This is a genomic window from Tabrizicola sp. T74, from assembly GCF_057219935.1.
The window spans coordinates 335,866-354,437 of the sequence record NZ_JBXVVT010000005.1; the positions used below are offsets into that span (position 1 = coordinate 335,866).

Annotated in this window: 17 protein-coding genes; 9 read left to right on the forward strand and 8 right to left on the reverse strand. The window is 66.5% G+C overall.

Going from position 1 to position 18,572, the window contains the following annotated elements; translation table 11 throughout:
* Positions 1 to 6: 6 nt before the first annotated feature.
* The 5 genes from AC2EAL_RS16555 to AC2EAL_RS16575 all read right to left on the reverse strand — a co-directional run bounded on the left by AC2EAL_RS16555 (position 7) and on the right by AC2EAL_RS16575 (position 4,746).
* On the reverse strand, positions 7 to 1,203 hold the full coding sequence (locus AC2EAL_RS16555; protein ID WP_484725329.1) for a phosphopentomutase: 1,197 nt from the start codon (positions 1,201 to 1,203) through the stop codon (positions 7 to 9).
* Positions 1,203 to 2,513 (reverse strand): thymidine phosphorylase, encoded by a 1,311-nt coding sequence (locus AC2EAL_RS16560; protein WP_484725330.1) that lies wholly within the window; start codon positions 2,511 to 2,513, stop codon positions 1,203 to 1,205. The genes AC2EAL_RS16555 and AC2EAL_RS16560 overlap by 1 nt, the downstream gene beginning before the upstream one ends.
* A complete protein-coding gene (locus AC2EAL_RS16565) occupies positions 2,510 to 2,920 on the reverse strand; it encodes a cytidine deaminase (protein WP_484725331.1) in 411 nt (136 codons plus the stop codon). The genes AC2EAL_RS16560 and AC2EAL_RS16565 overlap by 4 nt, the downstream gene beginning before the upstream one ends.
* 111 nt (positions 2,921 to 3,031) lie before the next feature.
* On the reverse strand, positions 3,032 to 4,114 hold the full coding sequence (locus tag AC2EAL_RS16570; RefSeq protein ID WP_484725332.1) for a cupin domain-containing protein: 1,083 nt from the start codon (positions 4,112 to 4,114) through the stop codon (positions 3,032 to 3,034).
* Positions 4,111 to 4,746 (reverse strand): GntR family transcriptional regulator, encoded by a 636-nt coding sequence (locus AC2EAL_RS16575; RefSeq protein WP_484725333.1) that lies wholly within the window; start codon positions 4,744 to 4,746, stop codon positions 4,111 to 4,113. Before AC2EAL_RS16575 ends, AC2EAL_RS16570 begins: the two co-directional genes overlap by 4 nt.
* A 253-nt stretch (positions 4,747 to 4,999) precedes the next feature.
* Here AC2EAL_RS16575 and AC2EAL_RS16580 point away from each other — a divergent pair, with 253 nt between their 5' ends.
* The 5 genes from AC2EAL_RS16580 to AC2EAL_RS16600 all read left to right on the forward strand — a co-directional run bounded on the left by AC2EAL_RS16580 (position 5,000) and on the right by AC2EAL_RS16600 (position 12,871).
* The gene (locus AC2EAL_RS16580; RefSeq protein ID WP_484725334.1) at positions 5,000 to 7,288 is read left to right on the forward strand and encodes an NADP-dependent malic enzyme; all 2,289 of its coding nucleotides are present in this window, start codon (positions 5,000 to 5,002) and stop codon (positions 7,286 to 7,288) included.
* A 62-nt stretch (positions 7,289 to 7,350) separates the two neighbouring features.
* Positions 7,351 to 8,778, forward strand: a complete 1,428-nt coding sequence (locus tag AC2EAL_RS16585) for a methyl-accepting chemotaxis protein (RefSeq protein WP_484725335.1) — start codon at positions 7,351 to 7,353, stop codon at positions 8,776 to 8,778.
* A 183-nt stretch (positions 8,779 to 8,961) separates the two neighbouring features.
* Positions 8,962 to 10,848: a propionyl-CoA synthetase gene (locus AC2EAL_RS16590; protein WP_484725336.1), complete on the forward strand. Its 1,887-nt coding sequence runs from the start codon at positions 8,962 to 8,964 to the stop codon at positions 10,846 to 10,848.
* A gap of 89 nt (positions 10,849 to 10,937) precedes the next feature.
* Positions 10,938 to 11,453 carry a hypothetical protein gene (locus tag AC2EAL_RS16595; protein WP_484725337.1) on the forward strand — a complete coding sequence of 172 codons (516 nt, stop codon included), beginning with the start codon at positions 10,938 to 10,940 and terminating at the stop codon, positions 11,451 to 11,453.
* Complete coding sequence (locus AC2EAL_RS16600; RefSeq protein WP_484725338.1) at positions 11,450 to 12,871, forward strand: sigma-54-dependent transcriptional regulator; 1,422 nt, start codon at positions 11,450 to 11,452, stop codon at positions 12,869 to 12,871. Before AC2EAL_RS16595 ends, AC2EAL_RS16600 begins: the two co-directional genes overlap by 4 nt.
* Here the strand turns inward: AC2EAL_RS16600 and AC2EAL_RS16605 are convergent.
* A complete protein-coding gene (locus AC2EAL_RS16605; RefSeq protein WP_484725339.1) occupies positions 12,868 to 13,626 on the reverse strand; it encodes an NAD kinase in 759 nt (252 codons plus the stop codon). The two genes, AC2EAL_RS16600 and AC2EAL_RS16605, sit on opposite strands and share 4 nt — an antisense overlap.
* A gap of 196 nt (positions 13,627 to 13,822) precedes the next feature.
* Between AC2EAL_RS16605 and glyA the strand changes: the two genes are divergently transcribed.
* From glyA to AC2EAL_RS16620, 3 genes are read left to right on the forward strand one after another with little or no spacing between them, the layout of a single operon-like run.
* Positions 13,823 to 15,118, forward strand: coding sequence for a serine hydroxymethyltransferase (glyA, locus tag AC2EAL_RS16610; protein ID WP_484725340.1), 1,296 nt, complete (start codon positions 13,823 to 13,825; stop codon positions 15,116 to 15,118).
* Positions 15,118 to 16,080 (forward strand): SdiA-regulated domain-containing protein, encoded by a 963-nt coding sequence (locus AC2EAL_RS16615; RefSeq protein ID WP_484725341.1) that lies wholly within the window; start codon positions 15,118 to 15,120, stop codon positions 16,078 to 16,080. The genes glyA and AC2EAL_RS16615 overlap by 1 nt, the downstream gene beginning before the upstream one ends.
* 51 nt (positions 16,081 to 16,131) lie before the next feature.
* On the forward strand, positions 16,132 to 17,010 hold the full coding sequence (locus AC2EAL_RS16620) for a DUF817 domain-containing protein (RefSeq protein ID WP_484725342.1): 879 nt from the start codon (positions 16,132 to 16,134) through the stop codon (positions 17,008 to 17,010).
* A gap of 60 nt (positions 17,011 to 17,070) precedes the next feature.
* On the opposite strand, the gene AC2EAL_RS16625 is transcribed toward AC2EAL_RS16620, so the two are convergent.
* The gene (locus AC2EAL_RS16625; RefSeq protein WP_484725343.1) at positions 17,071 to 17,442 is read right to left on the reverse strand and encodes a hypothetical protein; all 372 of its coding nucleotides are present in this window, start codon (positions 17,440 to 17,442) and stop codon (positions 17,071 to 17,073) included.
* 111 nt (positions 17,443 to 17,553) lie between these two features.
* On the opposite strand from AC2EAL_RS16625, the gene AC2EAL_RS16630 reads away from it, so the two are divergent.
* Positions 17,554 to 18,327: an alpha/beta fold hydrolase gene (locus AC2EAL_RS16630; protein ID WP_484725344.1), complete on the forward strand. Its 774-nt coding sequence runs from the start codon at positions 17,554 to 17,556 to the stop codon at positions 18,325 to 18,327.
* Here the strand turns inward: AC2EAL_RS16630 and AC2EAL_RS16635 are convergent.
* The gene (locus AC2EAL_RS16635; RefSeq protein WP_484725345.1) at positions 18,324 to 18,497 is read right to left on the reverse strand and encodes a CTP synthetase; all 174 of its coding nucleotides are present in this window, start codon (positions 18,495 to 18,497) and stop codon (positions 18,324 to 18,326) included. The two genes, AC2EAL_RS16630 and AC2EAL_RS16635, sit on opposite strands and share 4 nt — an antisense overlap.
* Between the last annotated feature and the right edge of the window lie 75 nt (positions 18,498 to 18,572).

The following is an 18,572-nucleotide window of genomic DNA, read 5'->3' on the forward strand; positions in this document are numbered from 1 at the left end:
CAGAGGTCACAGGAAACTCCGCCCCGGCCCTTGCGACCCCACCCCCAAATGCGCCGCCACAGACGCCCCGACGTCAACGAACCCGCGCAACCCGACCTCACGCGGGCCCACTCCCCAGCCCACCACCGGCACCCGCTCCCGCGTGTGCTCAGTGCCCTTGAAGGTCGGATCATTCCCATGGTCCGCCGTAAAGATCGCCAGGTCTCCCGGCCGCAACTGGGCGAAGAACCGGGGCAAACCCGCATCAAACCATTCCAGCGCCCGGGCGTAGCCTGCGACGTCGCGCGGGTGACCGTACAAGGTGTCGAATTCCACGAAGTTCGCGAAGGTCAAGCTTCCCTCCTCCGCCTCCGCCGCCAGCCATACGAGATGTTCGAAAAGGTCAGCGTCCGACTTGCCCTTGTGCAGCTTGTCGATCCCCCGCATTGAAAAGATGTCACCGATCTTGCCGATCCCGTGCGTCGCCCGCCCCGCGCCAGACACCCAGTCCAGCAGGGTCGGCGACGGTGGCTCGATCGCGAAATCCTTGCGGTTCGAGGTTCGTTTGAAGTCGCCCGGTGTCCCGGTGAAGGGCCGCGCGATGACCCGCCCGACCTTCCGGGCATGCAGCATCGGCGCCAGGTCCTTGCACAGCTTCAGAAGACGCTCCAGCCCGAAGGCTTCCTCATGGCAGGCGATCTGGAACACGCTGTCGGCGCTGGTGTAGCAGATTGGCCAGCCCGTCCGCAGGTGCTCTTCGCAATGCTCCGCGATGATCGGCACGCCCGAGGCGTGACAGTTCCCGAGTATCCCCTCCGTCCCCGCCAGCCGACAGACCTCGGCCACGATGTCATCCGGAAAGGCGGGCACCGTGTCGGGGAAATAGGTCCAGTCCCAGGGCACCGGCACCCCCGCCAACTCCCAATGCCCCGACGGCGTATCCTTGCCGCGCGACACTTCCGTCGCCGACCCCCACAACCCCTCCGGGACCGCCGATAGCCCCGGCGTCGCCGCCCCCGAGGCCAACCGGATCGCTGCCCCGAGCCCCAGCCGGTCGAGGTTCGGCATCTTCAGGGGACCTGACCGCCCCACCTCCGCCCGCCCCTCGGCGCAAGCCGCCGCGATATGGCCCAGCGTGTTCGAGCCCTCGTCCCCGAAGGCCGCCGCATCTGGCGCGCCGCCGCAGCCGACCGAATCCATCACCACCAGAAACGCGCGCGCCATCAGCTGATCCTCTTCTGTATCAGCGCGGGTTCCCCCGGCGGTTCGGGCGCAATCCCGTAGGCCGCCTGCACCGCCGCCACCGCCGCGCGAGCCGCGTCCTCGGTCACGGCATGGACCATCGCCAAGGGCACGCCCTCACCCGTCTCCTCGCCGATCCCCGCCAGGTCCGACAGCCCGACCGAGGGGTTGACCCGATCCCCCTCGCGCAACCTGCCGCCGCCCAGATGCACCACCGCCAGCCCCAACGCCTCGCCGTCGATCTTCGCGACGAATCCGTCCTCCAGCGCGGGCACTTCCATCATCACGGGGGCCGAGGGTAACCGATCCGGCCAACGCTCCACGAAATCCGCAGGCCCCCCCTGCGCCACGACCATCCGCCCGAAACACTCCGCCGCCGCGCCCGACTCCAGCGCCTGCGCGATCCGCCCCTCGCCGTCCTGCGCGTCGGACGCCAGCCCCGCCAGAGCCAGCACCTCGCCGCCCAAGGCCACTGTCACATCCCACAGCGCCGCGTTGACCGAGGTGCCGGTCAGCGTCTCCATCACCTCGATCACCTCCAGCGCATTCCCCGCCGCCGTGGCCAAAGGCTGCGACATGTCGGTGATAAGCGCACTGGTCATGCACCCCGCCCCTTGCGCCGTGGTGACCAACGACCGCGCCAAGGCCTCCGCCTGCTCCGGGGTCTTCATGAACGCGCCACTGCCGCACTTGACGTCCAGCACCAGCGCCTCAAGCCCCGCCGCCAGCTTCTTCGACAGGATCGACGCGGTGATAAGGTCAATCGACTCCACCGTCGCCGAGACGTCGCGGATTGCATACAGCCGCCGGTCCGCCGGGGCGAGGTCCGCCGATGCCGCGACGATGGCGCATTTCACATCCGCCATCTGCTTGCGCAAAGCCGCTTCCGTCAGCCCCGTCCGGAACCCCGGGATCGCCTCCAGCTTGTCGAGCGTCCCACCGGTATGGCCCAGTCCGCGGCCCGAGATCATCGGCACATAGGCCCCGCAAACCGCCAGCGCCGGGGCCAATAGCAGCGAGGTGCAATCCCCGATTCCTCCGGTCGAATGCTTGTCCACAACCGGTCCGGGCAAGTCCCACTCCAGCACGCGGCCCGAGTCGCGCATCCCCCGGGTTAAGGCCACGCGGCCCTCCTCGGAGAGGCCCTTCAGGAGCACCGCCATAGCGAAGGCCCCCGCCTGGGCATCCGTCACTTCGCCTGAGGCCAGCCCTATCGCGAACCAGCGCAGATCCTCGACCGAGGGTTTTCCCCCGTCCCGGATTTTCGCGATGACTGCCCGCGCGTCGGTCATGTGCGTTCCATATGCGCTGCCGTGAAGACCCCCGGCAGAAGCTCGGCCACCGTCATTACCTTCTGCTTGCCGTCCGTCGTGCAAAGCGTGACGCGCACCTCCTGCCCCGCGAACTCCGCGATCTTCTGGCGGCACCCACCGCAGGGCGGCACCGGGTCCGGGCTGTCGGCGATCACGCAGACCTCGGCGATCCGCGTGTCTCCGGCGGCGATCATTGCAGCAATCGCCCCTGCCTCCGCGCAGGTGCCTTCCGGGTAGGCCACATTCTCGACATTGCAGCCGACGTGGACCGCGCCTGAAGTCGACCGCAAGGCCGCGCCCACCTTGAACCGCGAATAGGGCGCATAGGCCCGCTCACGCACTGCGGTTGCCGCTTCCAATAGCGTCATGGCGCTCTCCTTGACCAATTGGTCAGAGTGTGGGCCGAAGCGTAACGTTCCGCAAGCGGTGCCTCGTCGTGCGCCTTCGGCTTCTCCTCGGTGACCCTCCCGACGAGAAGCGAAGCGCACGAGGAGGCTTCACCGATCAACCACCCGCGTCGCCGGATTGCCCGGCAGCGTCACCTCCAGAAGCTCCAGGTCCGCGGTCGCCTCCGCATACCGCGTCGCCATGCCGGGAGGGATCACGAATGCATCACCTGGTGACAGGCGGAATGGGTCCTTCCCCTCGCCTTCCAGCGTCATCCCGCCCGACATCACGAACGTGAACAGGATATCGCCATCATGCACCGTCCACGGCGCCTCGCCCACCGGCCGCGCCACCATGACCGAGGCCACGCCCTTCGTTGCCGTCATGATCCCGGTATCCCGCGCCTCGAAGCCCGGGATGCGGAACGGCTTGAACACCCCCTCCTTCCCGATGTCATGGACAAACCGCTGCCCGTCCCACTCGCGTTCAGGCCGATAGTGCGCCGTGGGAAGCGTCATCTCATGGTCGATCTCGGTCACATGCTCGGCCGGGACGCCGATCTCTACCACCTGCACGCCTTCGGAATGCAGCACCTTGTGACGGATGCCCGGCGGCTGGATGAAGCAGTCCCCGGCATGGATGCGGCGGATACCGCCTTGATCTTCATAAAGAACATCCACCCAGCCCGCGACGCAGAAGATAAGCTGGAAGCCCACCTTGTGGTAATGCACCATGTCCGGCACCGGCCCGTCCGGCACGCGGATGTGGCTGGCGATCATCGCGCCGCCGAGCCGCGTCGGCACCAGGTCGCGATACTCCATCCCCGCCCGCCCGATCACCCAGGGCGCCTGGTCCGCCAGCCTGCGCACCACGAAGGCATGTTCCGTTGCAGGCGTCACCACGGGCGGGTTCAGCTCATCCACCTCCACCCGCGTCCCGTTCGGCGCCACCAGCGACTTCGCTCCACCCGCGAACCCCGGATCATCCGTCAGGATGCGCAAGGTTCCCGGGGCCTCGCTCGCTCCCTTCTCGATCCGCAGGCGCACCCCATGCCCCGACAGCACCGCGACGGAGGGGTTGTCCGCCGGAAAGATCATGTCCAGCCGAAAGCCCAGCGTCTTCGTATAGAACGGCAGGTCGTCCCGCAGTTCGTGCGTCGGCAGCCGGATCTCGGCGCGGATTTCCTGGGTCATGGTCCCTCCTCAAGGCGGTGGTAGGCGGTTTCGGCGTCATAGATGAAGCGCAGCATCAGGTCAGAGGCCCTCGGCCCATCCTGCGCCTCGAAGGCGTCCAGCAGGGCGCGCAGCCCCGCGACAATCGTCCGGCGCGCCGCCGGGTCCGGCAGTGTGGCAAAGCGCACGGACTGCACCTGCCCGGAGTAGCGCTGGATGGCATGCCGCAGTTCGGAATTCCGCACCGCCCCCAGCCAGGCATTCCGGAACGCTTCGGACCCGCGATGGAAAGCGGCCACGTCCTCTCCCGCCGCCTCGGCCACCGCCAGCCCCGCCCGCATCGCCTCAAGGTCCCCCTCAGACCGGTCCCGCGCCACACAGGCCACGGCATGAGGCTCCAGCAGGCGGCGCAGCACGAACACCTCCGCGATCCGCTCCGGCGACAGGTTCGGCAGCGCAAACCCCCGGCTGGTGCTCTCCAGATAGCCCTCGGAGACCAGCTGCATCAGCGCCTCGCGCACCGGCATCCGGCTTACGCCCATCTCCTCGGCTATTGCATGGTCCACCAGCCGCACATCCGGCCCCACCTCGCCGCGCTGAAGGCGCAAGCGCAGGGCTTCGTGAATGCGGGTGCGGTGGCTGGTGCGGGACATCGGTGAAAAGTATACCGTTCAAGCCACATGTCCAGCCAAACCGGAGCTTACTGCGCAAAATCGGCCAGATCAGTATACTCCTGCAATCGTTAGCGCCACCACTTGCTTGCAAAGCCGAAAACCGCTTGCGGGTTTTCCACGATTTCCATAACCCGCAAATGCAGGCATGGTGGCACCGCAAGGCCGGATACCCACCAATAAAACCGGCTCACAAAAGATGGTTCAACATTAAACCATCTTCAGGAGGGGACAGATGGACGACCGGCAGGACGAGGCGAAACAGGCGGCACGGCAGGCGGCGCTGGACTATCACGAGTTTCCAAAGCCCGGGAAACTGGAGATTCGCGCCACCAAACCCCTCGCCAACGGCCGCGACCTGGCCCGCGCCTATTCCCCCGGCGTGGCCGAGGCCTGCCTTGAGATCAAGGCCGACCCGTCGACCGCCTCCCGCTACACCTCCAAGGGCAACCTCGTCGCCGTCATCTCGAACGGCACCGCGGTCCTTGGCCTCGGCAACATTGGTGCTCTAGCCTCCAAACCCGTCATGGAAGGCAAGGCCGTCCTCTTCAAGAAATTCGCCAACATCGACTGCTTCGACATCGAGGTGAACGAACCCGACCCAGTCAAGCTGGCCGAGATCGTCTGCGCGCTGGAACCCTCCTTCGGCGCGGTGAACCTTGAGGACATCAAGGCCCCCGACTGCTTCATCGTCGAAAAGCTCTGCCGCGAACGGATGAACATTCCGGTCTTCCACGACGACCAGCACGGCACCGCCATCGTCGTCGGCGCGGCGGCCACCAACGCGATGATCGTCGCCGGCAAGTCCTTTGGCGACATCAAGGTCGTCTCCACCGGCGGCGGGGCGGCCGGAATTGCCTGCCTGGAAATGCTGGTGAAGCTGGGCGTGAAACGCGAAAACGTCTGGCTCTGCGACCTTGAAGGCCTCGTCTACCACGGTCGGGCCGAGCAGATGACCCAGCAGAAGGCAGCCTTCGCCCAAGGCGAAAAGCCCGCCACCCTCGCCGACGTCATCCAGGGGGCCGACCTCTTCCTCGGCCTCTCGGGCCCCGGCGTCCTGACGCCCGACATGGTGAAAACCATGGCCCCGAACCCGATCATCTTCGCGCTTGCGAACCCCACCCCGGAAATCCTGCCCGACGATGCGCGCAAGGTCGCCCCCGGCGCGATCATCGCCACGGGCCGGTCGGACTTCCCGAACCAGGTCAACAACGTCCTCTGCTTCCCCTTCATCTTCCGGGGTGCGCTCGACGTCGGCGCGACCACGATCAACGATGCGATGGAACTGGCCTGCATCGAAGGCATCGCCGCCCTCGCCCGCGCCACCACGTCAGCCGAGGCCGCCGCCGCCTACCGGGGCGAGACCCTCAGCTTTGGCCCCGACTACCTGATCCCGAAACCCTTCGACCCCCGCCTGATCGGCGTCGTCGCCTCTGCCGTCGCCAAGGCCGCGATGGAAACCGGCGTTGCCACCAGGCCCTTACAGGACCTCGACGCCTACAAGCGCAACCTCGACGGGTCGGTCTTCAAATCCGCCCTCCTGATGCGCCCGGTGTTCGAGGCGTCAAAAATGGCCGCCCGCCGCATCGTCTTTGCCGAAGGCGAGGACGAGCGCGTCCTCCGCGCCGCCAACGCGATGCTGGAAGAGACGAACGACCAGCCGATCCTGATCGGCCGTCCCGAAGTGGTCGAGGCGCGCTGCGAACGCTTCGGCCTGCCGATCCGCCCGGGCCGCGACTTCCATCTGGTGAACCCGGAAAACGACCACCGCTACCGCGACTATTGGGGCACCTATCACGAGCTGATGGCCCGCCGCGGCGTGACCCCCGACACCGCCCGCGCCGTGATGCGCACCAACTCCACCGCCATCGCCGCGATCATGGTCCACCGGGACGAAGCCGACAGCATGATCTGCGGCACCTTCGGCCAGTTCAACTGGCACTTGGGCTATGTCCGCCAGATCCTCGCGCGCGGGGGTCTCCACCCCGTCGCCGCCCTGTCGCTGATGATCCTGGAAGACGGCCCGCTCTTCATCGCCGACACGCATGTGCACCCGGAACCTTCGCCGCAGCAGATCATGGAGACGGTCATCGGCGCCGCCCGCCATGTCCGCCGCTTCGGCCTTGCGCCCAAGATCGCGCTCTGCACGCAGTCGCAGTTCGGCAACATGGATACCGCCAGCGCCCGCCGGATGCGCGACGCGCTCGAGATGCTCGACGCCCGCGAGCCCGACTTCGCCTACGAAGGCGAGATGAACATCGACGCGGCCCTCGACCAGTCGATCCGCGACCGCCTCTTGCCGGGCTCCCGCTACGAAGGCGCGGCGAACGTCCTCGTCTTCGCCTCCTCCGAGGTCGCCTCGGGCGTCCGCAACATCCTGAAGGTCAAGGCAGGCGGGCTGGAGGTCGGCCCGATCCTGATGGGCATGGGCAACAAGGCGCATGTCGTGACCCCGGCAATCACCGCGCGGGGCCTTCTGAACATGTCCGCCATCGCAGGGACTCCCGTCGCACATTACGGATAGCCGTTAACACTGCCTTCAGGCCTTGTTGCCATTCTGTCCGCAGCCCAGAGGACGGAGTGTTCATGACCTTTGCCGCCCATCATCCCTTCCAGGGCGCAACCCCCGCGGAAGAGACTGCCGCTGACTGGACCAAGCTGAATGCCGTCGCGCACGAGGCCGGGCAGGTCGGTCGCTCGGCCGTGGAAATTGCCCGGTTCCTGGATGACCTTGACCAGAATGCCAAGGCCGAACAGGGACTTCTGACCAAGATCGGCCGCGGGCTTGATCGGGTGCTGGACGAAACCGGCCAGATGCAGACCGCCGCCCAGACCGTGGTCGAGGCGGCCACTTCCTCACGCCAGGTGATCGAAGGTTCAGTGACGATCATGCAGGACTCGCTGGGTCAGGCGCTGCGAATCACCGACTGGGTCTCGGGCGTGCGGGGCTGGATGGCCGAATTCATGGATTCGCTTTCCGCGACCGAGAAGGACCTCTCGCTCATCACCCACATCGCGCGCGAGGTGAACATCCTGGCGCTGAATGCCCGGATCGAGGCTGCGCGTGCCGGCTCATCCGGCGCGGGCTTTTCCGTTATTGCTGAGGCGATCGGCCAGCTTGCACGTGACACGGGGACGGCAGCCAGCGGGATCGGCCAAAGCCTGACCCGCGTGCGCGAAGAGGCTGAAAGCTTTGCCGCCGGCGCGGTCGAGGTGATGGCGGATGCCGAAAAGGTCGTCGCAAGCTCGCAGGACATGGACCGCGCGCTGGACGACATCCGACAGGGCATGTCCGCGCTGGATGCCGTGGCCGGTTCGATCGGTGGGGCGACCTCGCGTGTGCGGGATGCGGTCTCAGCCTATGCGCCCGACATCCGCGAACTGGAAACCAACCTGCGCAAGCGCGGCGAGGATATCACCCAACTCGGCGCCCGCTCGCTGGAGCTGATCGATACCTCCGAATCGATGGTCCAGCACGCCGTCTCGCTTGGTGCTGCCAGCAGCGAGAAGCAGTTCATCGACCGCGTGATGGCCGATGCGGCCAAGCTGTCCCACCTTCTTGAAGCTGCGCTGGACCGGGGCGAAATCACACAGGCCGCGCTCTTCAGTTCCGACTACCGCCCGGTCCCGAACAGCGATCCGGCCCAGGTCATGGCCCCCTTCACCACTCTGACCGACCGGCTGTTCCCCGAAGTGCAAGAGGCGGCGCTTGACCTATCCGACCGTGTCGTCTTCTGCGCGGCGGTCGATCGCAACGGCTATCTGCCGACCCACAACGTCAAGTTCTCGCGGCCGCAGGGTCGTGACCCGGTGTGGAACGCCGCGAACTGCCGAAACCGCCGCATCTTCGCCGACCGCGTCGGCCTGAAGGCCGGGCGCAACACGGAGCCGTTCCTGTTGCAAGTCTACCGCCGCGACATGGGTGGGGGGGAATACCGGATCATGATGGATGTCTCGGCCCCGATCATCGTCCGCGGCCAGCATTGGGGTGGCTTGCGACTCGCCTATACCTGACGGCTTTGCAAACCGGCTTTTCGCGTCGCCACATGATTGGCAGTTTTCCAGACTTTGCAAATCCAGGCGCCGGAAACAGGCAAATTCTGCAAATTAGTCGCACCCCGCTACCGGTAACACCGTTGCGTGACCGGCATCCCATCGCATACCACCACCGCAGTGCAGCAGCGGGGGGAGATCGCGATGAGCTACGCACAGGTCTACAGCCAGTGGCAGAAGGACCCGGAGGGTTTCTGGCTTTCCGCCGCCGGGGGCATCGACTGGGTGAAGAAACCCGGCAAGGCGCTCGATGACAGCCGCGCGCCCCTCTACGAATGGTTCACCGACGCCGAGGTGAACACCTGCTGGAACGCAGTCGACCGTCACGTCATCGCCGGCCGCGGCAAGCAGCCCGCCATCATCCATGACAGCCCCGTCACTGGCACGAAACACGTCATCACCTACGCCGAACTGCAGGACCGCGTCGCCCGCCTCGCCGGGGCGCTGAAGGCCAAGGGCATCGAAAAGGGCGACCGCGTCATCATCTACATGCCGATGGTCCCAGAGGCCCTGGAGGCGATGCTCGCCTGCGCCCGCCTTGGCGCCATTCACTCCGTCGTCTTCGGCGGCTTTGCCGCGAACGAGCTTGCCGTCCGCATCGACGACTGTACCCCCAAGGCGATCATCGCGGCCTCTTGCGGGATCGAGCCCTCCCGCACCGTCCACTACAAACCCCTCCTCGACGCCGCCATCGACCTGGCCGACCACAAGCCCGACTTCTGCGTGATTTTCCAGCGCGAGCAAGAGGTCGCGAAGCTGATCCCAGGCCGCGATGTCGCCTGGCACGAATTCCAGTACGGCGTCACCCCCGCCGACTGCACCCCCGTCGCAGGCAACCACCCGGCCTATATCCTCTATACCTCCGGCACCACCGGCGCGCCCAAGGGCGTCGTCCGCCCCACCGCCGGGCACCTTGTCGCGCTCAACTGGACGATGCGCGCGATCTACAACTGCGGCGCGGGCGATGTCTTCTGGGCCGCCAGCGACGTGGGCTGGGTCGTCGGCCACAGCTACATCTGCTACGCCCCCCTCATCGCCGGCTGCACCACCGTGGTCTACGAAGGCAAACCCGTCGGCACCCCTGACGCCGCCGCCTTCTGGCGCGTCATCAACGAACACAAGATCCGCAGCTTCTTCACTGCCCCCACCGCCCTCCGCGCCATCAAGCGTGACGACCCCGAAGGCAAACTGGTCCCGCCGCTCCCCACCCTTCAGGCCCTCTACCTGGCGGGGGAACGGGCCGACCCCGACACGATCCACTGGGCACAAAATCACCTGAAAGTCCCGGTCATCGACCATTGGTGGCAGACCGAAACCGGTTATGCCATCGCCGCGAACCCGCTGGGGATCGAGCACCTACCGGTCAAGATCGGCTCGCCTTCGGTCGCCATGCCGGGCTTCGACGTTCAGGTGCTGGACGAAGGCGGCCACCCCGTCAGCCCAGGCACGCTGGGCGCGATCGCGATCAAGCTGCCCCTGCCCCCCGGTACGCTGCCGACCCTCTGGAACGCCGAGGACCGCTTTCGCAAGTCCTACCTGAACCACTTCCCCGGCTACTATGAAACCGGCGACGCGGGCTACATCGACGCCGACGGCTATCTCTACATCATGGCCCGCACCGATGACGTCATCAACGTCGCAGGCCACCGCCTGTCGACCGGCGCGATGGAGGAGGTTCTGGCCAGCCACAAGGACGTCGCCGAATGCGCCGTGATCGGGGTGGCCGACGACCTCAAGGGCCAGTCGCCGCTCGGCTTCCTCTGCCTCAACAAGGGCTCGAACCGGCCGCATGCCGAAGTGGTCAAGGAATGCGTCCAACTGGTGCGCGACCAGATCGGCCCCGTGGCAGACTTCAAGCGCGCCGTGGTGGTGGACCGTCTGCCCAAGACCCGGTCCGGCAAGATCCTGCGCGGCACCATGGTCAAGATCGCTGACAGCCAGCCCTGGAAGATGCCCGCCACCATCGACGATCCCGCGATCCTGGATGAGATCGCCCAAGCGTTGAAAACTTTGGGTCTCGCTCGCGGATAGCGCGAAGAACACTGGACAGGCGTCGCAATTTGCGGCACCTGTCGCATTATGCAAATGAATTCTTCGCATTTCGGGACGAATCTGTCGTGATGGCCACCGGGGGTAAATCAAGGGCGCTGGCAAACCTGCGCCATGCAATCGAAGGCGTTCGGCCCCACCTGACGACGCCGGACCAGTTGGCCGCCCTGTTCCTGATCGAGGAAACCACCATCCGGCTGGCGGAACCGACACTGTCGGAACCGGTCGGCCTGATGGACTTTGATCCCTCCCGGCTGAACCATCTGCTGGAAATCACCGGTCCGGACATGGCCGTCGAACTCCTGGCCCGGCTGACCGAAGACCTGCGCGCGACTGAATCGGCAGTGATTGCGGGGGCGGCATCGCATGACTGGAAGACGCTGCGCGAAGGCAGCCATGTCCTGATCTCGCTGTCGGGTTCGGTGGGCGCCTTGTCCCTGCAGGCGATGTCCGAGGCGCTGAACGCCATCGCACACAGCCAGGATCGCAGGGCGCTCGACAAGCTGATGCCGACGCTTCTGTCCGAGCTGTCCAGCCTGATCCGGCTGATCCACGACACCCGCCCGCCGAACGGGCACGCACGATGAAGAACGTCACGCCCCTTTCCCGCCCTTCCGTCCTTCTGGTCGAGGACACGCTGTCCCTGCAGATGGTCTACCGGTCGATCCTGGCCACCGCCGGACACCGTGTCGCGGTCGCGGGCTCGGCCGAGGATGGCCTGCAGCAGTTCCGCGCGCACCGGCCCATGGTCGTGCTTCTGGACCTGATCCTGCCCGACCGCGACGGGCTGGAGCTGATGCGCGAAATCCAGACGCTGCAGCCGGAAACCCGGGTGATCGCGATCACCGCCAACGGCTCGGTCAACCGCGCAGTCGAGGCGATGCGCGCGGGCGCACATGACTTCCTGGTCAAGCCCTTCGACGAGGGCCGCTTCCTGTCCGCCGTGCAGAACGCCCTGGCCGAAGCCGCGCCGCGCGATCCGGCAAAGCCCGACGCGGCCGCTGCCCCATCGTCGGCCGAGCTGTCGGAAAGCTCTGGCTTCATCGGCACCTCCGAGCCGATGCGGCGCATCCATTCCACCATCGCCTCGGTCGCGCGGTCGATGGCGACCGTGTTCATCACCGGCGAAAGCGGCACCGGGAAGGAACTCTGCGCTCTGGCCGTCCACGCCAATTCCAACCGTGCCTCGGGGCCCTTCATCGCACTGAACTGCGGCGCGATCCCGCAGGACCTGCTGGAATCGGAAGTCTTCGGCCACATGAAGGGCAGCTTCACCGGCGCGATTTCCGACAAGCAGGGCGCAGCCACGGCAGCTGACGGCGGCACGCTGTTCCTGGACGAGATCTGCGAGATGGCCCCCGCCCTGCAGACCAAGCTCCTGCGCTTCCTGCAGACCTCGACCGTCCAGCCTGTTGGCGCCACCCGACCCCGTAAGGTCAACGTCCGCATCGTCTGCGCGACGAACCGCGACCCCCTGGACGCCGTCCGCCGCGGCCATTTCCGCGAAGACCTGTACTACCGGCTTTACGTCGTGCCGATCCACATGCCGCCGCTCCGAGACCGCGGGCAGGACGTGATCGAGATCGCCGAGGCAGCGCTTGCCCGCTTTGCCCAGGAGGAGGGGCGGCAGTTCCATGGCCTCGATCCGGCGACACGCGCGCTGATGCAGTCCTTGCCCTGGCCGGGGAACGTCCGCCAGCTCTTGAACGTGATGCGCAACGTGGTGGTGCTGAACCCCGGCGGCTGGGTCACGCCGGACATGCTGCCCCCCGGTCTCGCCGAAGAAGGCGTGCCGGGCCAGCCGGTCCAAGCCGCCCTTGCCGCACCGGATGCGCTCGCGCTCGACAGCCTGATGGGCATCCCCCTGGCCGAGGCCGAACGCCGGCTGATCGAGGCCACGCTTGCGCTTTACGGTGGGTCGATCCCCAAGGCCGCGCGGGTGCTGGACGTCTCGCCCTCGACCCTTTACCGCAAGATCGAAGCCTGGAACGCCAGGGCGTCCTAGACGAACTGCTCGCCGATCAGCCGTTCTTCCAGCCCGTGTCCCGGGTCGAACAGCAGGCGATGCTGCACCGAAGGTTCCGACCGCACCTCGACGCTGACCACATCCCTCACCGAGGACCGGCTGTCCGCATCCGCCATGACGGGGCGCTTCTCGCCCTCGTTCACCTCGAACCGCACCACCGCGCTTGATGGCAACAAGGCCCCCCGCCAGCGCCGCGGCCGGAAGGCCGACATCGCGGTCAGCGCAAGCACGTCCGACCCGATGGGCAGGATCGGCCCGTGCGCCGAGTAGTTGTAGGCCGTCGACCCCGCCGGCGTCGCCACCAGCGCCCCGTCGCAGACCAGCTCCTCCATCCGCACCCGCCCGTCGATCGACACCCGCAGCTTGGCCGCCTGCGGCCCTTGGCGCAGCAAGGACACCTCGTTGATCGCCAGCGCCTCGGTCACCCGACCCTTCGCGTTCTCGGCCCGCATCACCAGCGGATGGATCACCGTCTCTTCAGCCGCAACCAGCCGTGCCGGCAAATCCTCGACCGCATAGACGTTCATCAGGAACCCGATGGTCCCGCAGTTCATCCCGTAGACCGGCAGCCGCCGCCCATGCGCCGCGTGCAACGTCTGCAGCATGAACCCGTCGCCGCCCAAGGCCACGATCACCTCTGCCACCCGCGCATCCGCCTGCCCATAGCGCGCGGTCAGGGCGGCCAGCGCCTCCACCGCCGCCGGGGCCTTCGATGCCGTGAACCTGATCCGCACGCCCTTGCCCCCGTTGCCTGCCCGCACTCTTGCCGCCCCCGCCCCGGAACTCAAGCCCGGTTTCCGATCCGCGCCCCCGGTTTCCCCCGCGTAAGAATATTTCGCCCCCACCGCCGATCATGTCGCTTTCTTGCCTTTCCCACTGCCCACCCATGCTCTAGATAGCTGCGCACACTTGGCCCGGAGGACACGATCCATGAATGCCCCGCACCGCGATACCGGCTTTTTCACCGAACCCCTGTCCTCGCGCGACCCCGAGCTTTTCGGCGCGGTCACCCAGGAACTTGGCCGCCAGCGGCATGAGATCGAGCTGATCGCGTCTGAAAACATCGTCTCCCGCGCCGTGATGGAGGCGCAGGGCTCGGTGATGACCAACAAGTACGCCGAGGGCTATCCGGGCAAGCGCTATTACGGCGGCTGCCAGTTCGTCGACGTGGCGGAAAACCTCGCCATCGACCGCGCCAAGCAGCTCTTCAACTGCGGCTTCGCCAACGTCCAGCCGAACTCCGGCTCTCAGGCGAACCAAGGCGTCTTCCAGGCACTGATCAAGCCCGGCGACACCATCCTTGGCATGTCGCTGGACGCTGGTGGCCATCTGACCCACGGTGCGGCGCCGAACCAGTCCGGCAAGTGGTTCCACGCCGTCCAGTACGGGGTCCGCAAGCAGGATCTGGAGCTGAACTACGACCAGGTTCAGGAACTGGCGACCGAGCACAAACCGAAGATGATCATCGCCGGCGGCTCGGCCATTCCGCGCGTGATCGACTTCAAGCGCATGCGCGAGATTGCCGACTCAGTCGGCGCCTACCTCCTCGTCGACATGGCGCACTTCGCGGGTCTGGTGGCCGCGGGCCTCTACCCCTCGCCCTTCCCGCATGCCCATGTCGCCACCACCACGACCCACAAGACCCTGCGCGGTCCCCGTGGTGGCATGATCCTCACGAACGACGAGGACATCGCCAAGAAGGTCAACTCGGCCATCTTCCCGGGCATCCAGGGCGGCCCCCTGATGCACGTCATCGCCGCCAAGGCGGTGGCCTTCGGCGAAGCGCTGCGCCCCGGCTTCAAGGACTACCAGGCCCAGGTCGTGAAGAACGCCAAGGCGCTGGCGGATGAGCTGATGAAGGGCGGCCTCGACATCGTCACCGGCGGCACCGACACCCATCTGATGCTGGTGGACCTGCGCCCCAAGGGCGTGAAGGGCAACGCAACCGAGAAGGCCCTCGGCCGCGCCCACATCACCTGCAACAAGAACGGCATCCCCTTCGACACCGAAAAGCCGACGATCACGAGCGGAGTCCGCCTCGGCACCCCCGCAGGCACCACGCGCGGCTTCGGTGAACCCGAGTTCCGCCAGATCGGTCGCTGGATCATCGAAGTGACCGAGGGCCTCGCGAAGAACGGCGAAGACGGCAACGGCGCGGTCGAGGCCAAGGTGAAGGCCGAAGTCGAAGCGCTCTGCGCCCGGTTCCCGATCTATCCGGAACTTTGATGCCCGGGGACTTCGGTCCCGACACCCCGGCCCTAGCCGCCCCCCGGCGGCGACGGCTGATCCGGCTTATTCCGGTTCTCGCCCTGCTTGTCGCGACCGGGGCCTGGGCTGGCGGGATCTTCGGCCTCGCCAGCCAGCTGCTCGCCATGCGCGGGCTTGGCCCCGACGACCTCGGCGGAAGGCTGGATTTCGGCACCTACCGGGTCCAGATCGAGGCCAAGCCGATCCTGGGCCTGACCGAGAACACCTCCGGTCTGACCTTCAGCACGGAAACCGGCACCTTGTTCTCCTCGATCAACGACCCGCCTCAACTGGCGGAGCTATCGCCTGACGGGAGACTACTGCGCCGTATCGCAGTCAGCGGCGCGCGGGATGTCGAAGGCATTGCCCATGTCGAGGGCAACCGATTCATCATCGTGGACGAAGGCGAGAGCCGACTGAACTGGATCACGATCACACCCGAGACCCAGGTGATCGATCTTGCGGGCACGCCCTTCATGATGCTTGACCCCGTGATGCTGTCGAACCTCGGGTTCGAGGGCATCGCGTGGGATCAGCGCAAGCAGGAACTGGTCGTCGTGCAGGAAATGCTGCCCGTCCGCGTCATCGTCTTGGGTGGGTTGGAACAGGCGGTACGGGATCAGGGCCTGGGAATCTCGCTGCGCGAATGGCGCCCACAGGGCTGGGCCGGCCATGGGGTGGCTGACTTGTCGTCCGTCTCCGTGCACGACCCGACCGGCAACATGATCCTGCTCAGCCACATGTCCTCGCTCCTGCTCGAATACGACGCCGAGGGCGCGCCGCTCAGCCTTCTGTCGCTCTGGGCTGGTCGGCACGGACTGACCTCCAGCGTGCCCCAGGCGGAAGGCGTGGCAATCGGCCCGACGGGCGAAGTCTACATCGTCTCGGAACCGAACCTCTTCTACCGGTTCGCCACGCCGCTTCCGGAAACCCGACCTTGACGCAGCGCCGCTCCGCCGGTCACATCCCGTGACCCTACCGTCGGGACCCGCATGACCACCCGCGACACTCGTTCACTTGAACACCGCATGGGCGACTGGGCCCGGGCGCGGCTGTCGTTCGCAGTGGCCGAATTCGTCATGTTCGTCCTGAAACAGGGTTGGGCCTGCCTCTTCGGCGGGCTTCTTCTCGCGGTGATCCTGCTGACCAAGCTGATCTGGCAGCCCGACTGGCCGCTCCACCGCTACGACGCGCTCTTCCTCTTCGCCGTCGCGACCCAGGTCGTCTTCCTCTGGACGAAACTGGAAACCTGGGAGGAAGCCCGCGTCATCCTCCTTTTCCACCTCACCGGCACCGCGATGGAATGGTTCAAGGTCCATGCCGGGTCCTGGGCCTACCCCGAGCCCGGCATCTTCAAGCTGATGGGCGTGCCCTTGTTCTCGGGCTTCATGTATGCCGCCGTCGGCAGCTACATCGCCCGGGTGATCCGCGTCTTCGACATGCAGTTCGCGCCATACCCGCGCTTTGCACTGACTGTCGTGCTGGCCACGGCGATCTACGTCAACTTCTTCGCGCACCACTTTCTGCCCGACATCCGCTATGCGCTGTTCGCAGCCACCGTCGCGCTATACTGGCGCACCCGCATCTGGTTCCGCATCCATGACCGACACTGGTGGATGCCGCTGCCCGTCGCGGCCCTGTTGGCGGCAGTCGCGCTTTGGGTTGCCGAGAACGTCGGCACCGCGACCGGCACCTGGATCTATTCCGGCCAGCTCCCGGGCGAGATGGTCAGCCTGGCCAAGCTCGGCTCCTGGTATCTTCTGTTGTACGTGGCCTTCGTGACCGTGACGCTGGTCAGCCGCAGCGCCCTGTCCTACACGCCGCGCAGCCCGGGCCTTGGCAGCCCGGCCGAAAACCCTGCCAAATCGTAAACGCCCACGGCCAAGCCCTTGATATATGGGGACTGCGCCAGCCCGCCCAGCGTGGACAGGCTAGAAATACCCGCGCCAGGCCAACAGCACGGCAATCGCGATCATCAGCACCAGCACCCCAAAAGCGACCGAGCCGATCATCCCGGCCAGATAGCCCCGCTTGCGGTCGACCGGGTCGATGGCGATCAGATGTTTCAGGCAGACATCATAGGCCTCGGTGACCTCGCCCATGTCGATCTGACCTAACAGCTTCGGGTTCTGCGCCTTCTGTGCCGACACCGCCAGCTGCTTGCCCGCATCCCGCACCTTGCGCGGCAAGAGGCGCCCCGCCCGCTTCATCTTCGCGGCCAGTCCCTTTCCGCCCAGCCCAAGCCGCTCTTCCAGAAGCTGAGCCACCCGATCCGCCATCTGCTGGATCGTCACCGCACTCATCTTGCCACCCCTCCGTCTCGCAGGCCCGAACCTAGAGGTGATTGCGGGCACGATCAACCGCAGATGGTCGACGGGGCTGGCCCGAAGCCGGGGTTATCGCTATGAAAACGCATGCTTGCCACGATCCGCCACCCCGCCGCCGGTCCTTCGGATGCCCCGACCCTTGTAATCGCGCACGGGCTGTATGGTTCCGGCCGGAACTGGGGCGTGGTCGCCCGCCGTCTCGCCGACCGGCGCGAGGTGGTGGCGGTCGACATGCGCAACCACGGCGACAGCCCGCGCTTCCCGACGCAGTCCTACCCCGACATGGCCGCCGACCTGGCGGAGGTGATCGAAAGCCTCGGGCCGCAGCCGGTCGATCTTCTAGGCCATTCGATGGGCGGCAAGGCCGCGATGCAGCTGGCACTGACCCGCCCCGACCTGATCCACCGCCTGGTCGTCGCAGACATTGCCCCGGTGGCCTACAGTCACGACCAGACCCGCAACGCGCGCGCCATGGCCGACCTGGACCTGACCCGGATCACCACTCGGACCGAGGCGGATGCCGCGCTGGCCGAGCGGATTGACGACCCGGCCCTGCGGGCCTTCTTCCTGCAATCGCTCGACCTGCGCCAAAAGCCGCCGCGCTGGAAGCTGAACCTTGCCGTCCTGGAAGCCGAGATGCCGAAGATCGTCGGCTGGCCGGGCACGCAAGCGGTCTTCGACCATCCGACCCTGTTCCTGACCGGCGCGGAAAGCCGCTATGTCCTGCCCGAACACCGCGAGGTCATCCGGGCGCTGTTCTCCAAGGCCCGCTTTGCCAAACTGCCCGGCGCGGGGCACTGGCTGCACGCCGAAAAGCCCCGTGAGTTCGAGGAAACCGTCCGGGTTTTCCTGGAGGCCTAGTCGATCTGCCGCGCGATGGCCCAGGACACGGGCAGGGCCAGCACAGCTCCGGCAGCGGCGGCAATCACGATGGGCCACAGCGTCCCATAGCCCATGGTCAGCACGGCAACGACACCGCTACCCGCCAGGGCCGTCGCAATCATCGAGTAGAGAACCATCATCAGGCGCATCGGAAGCCCTCCTTCGCAAGCCTTGCGATGTCCCTTGCACGGATCGCGCCGGACCACCTTGATCGGCGTCAATTG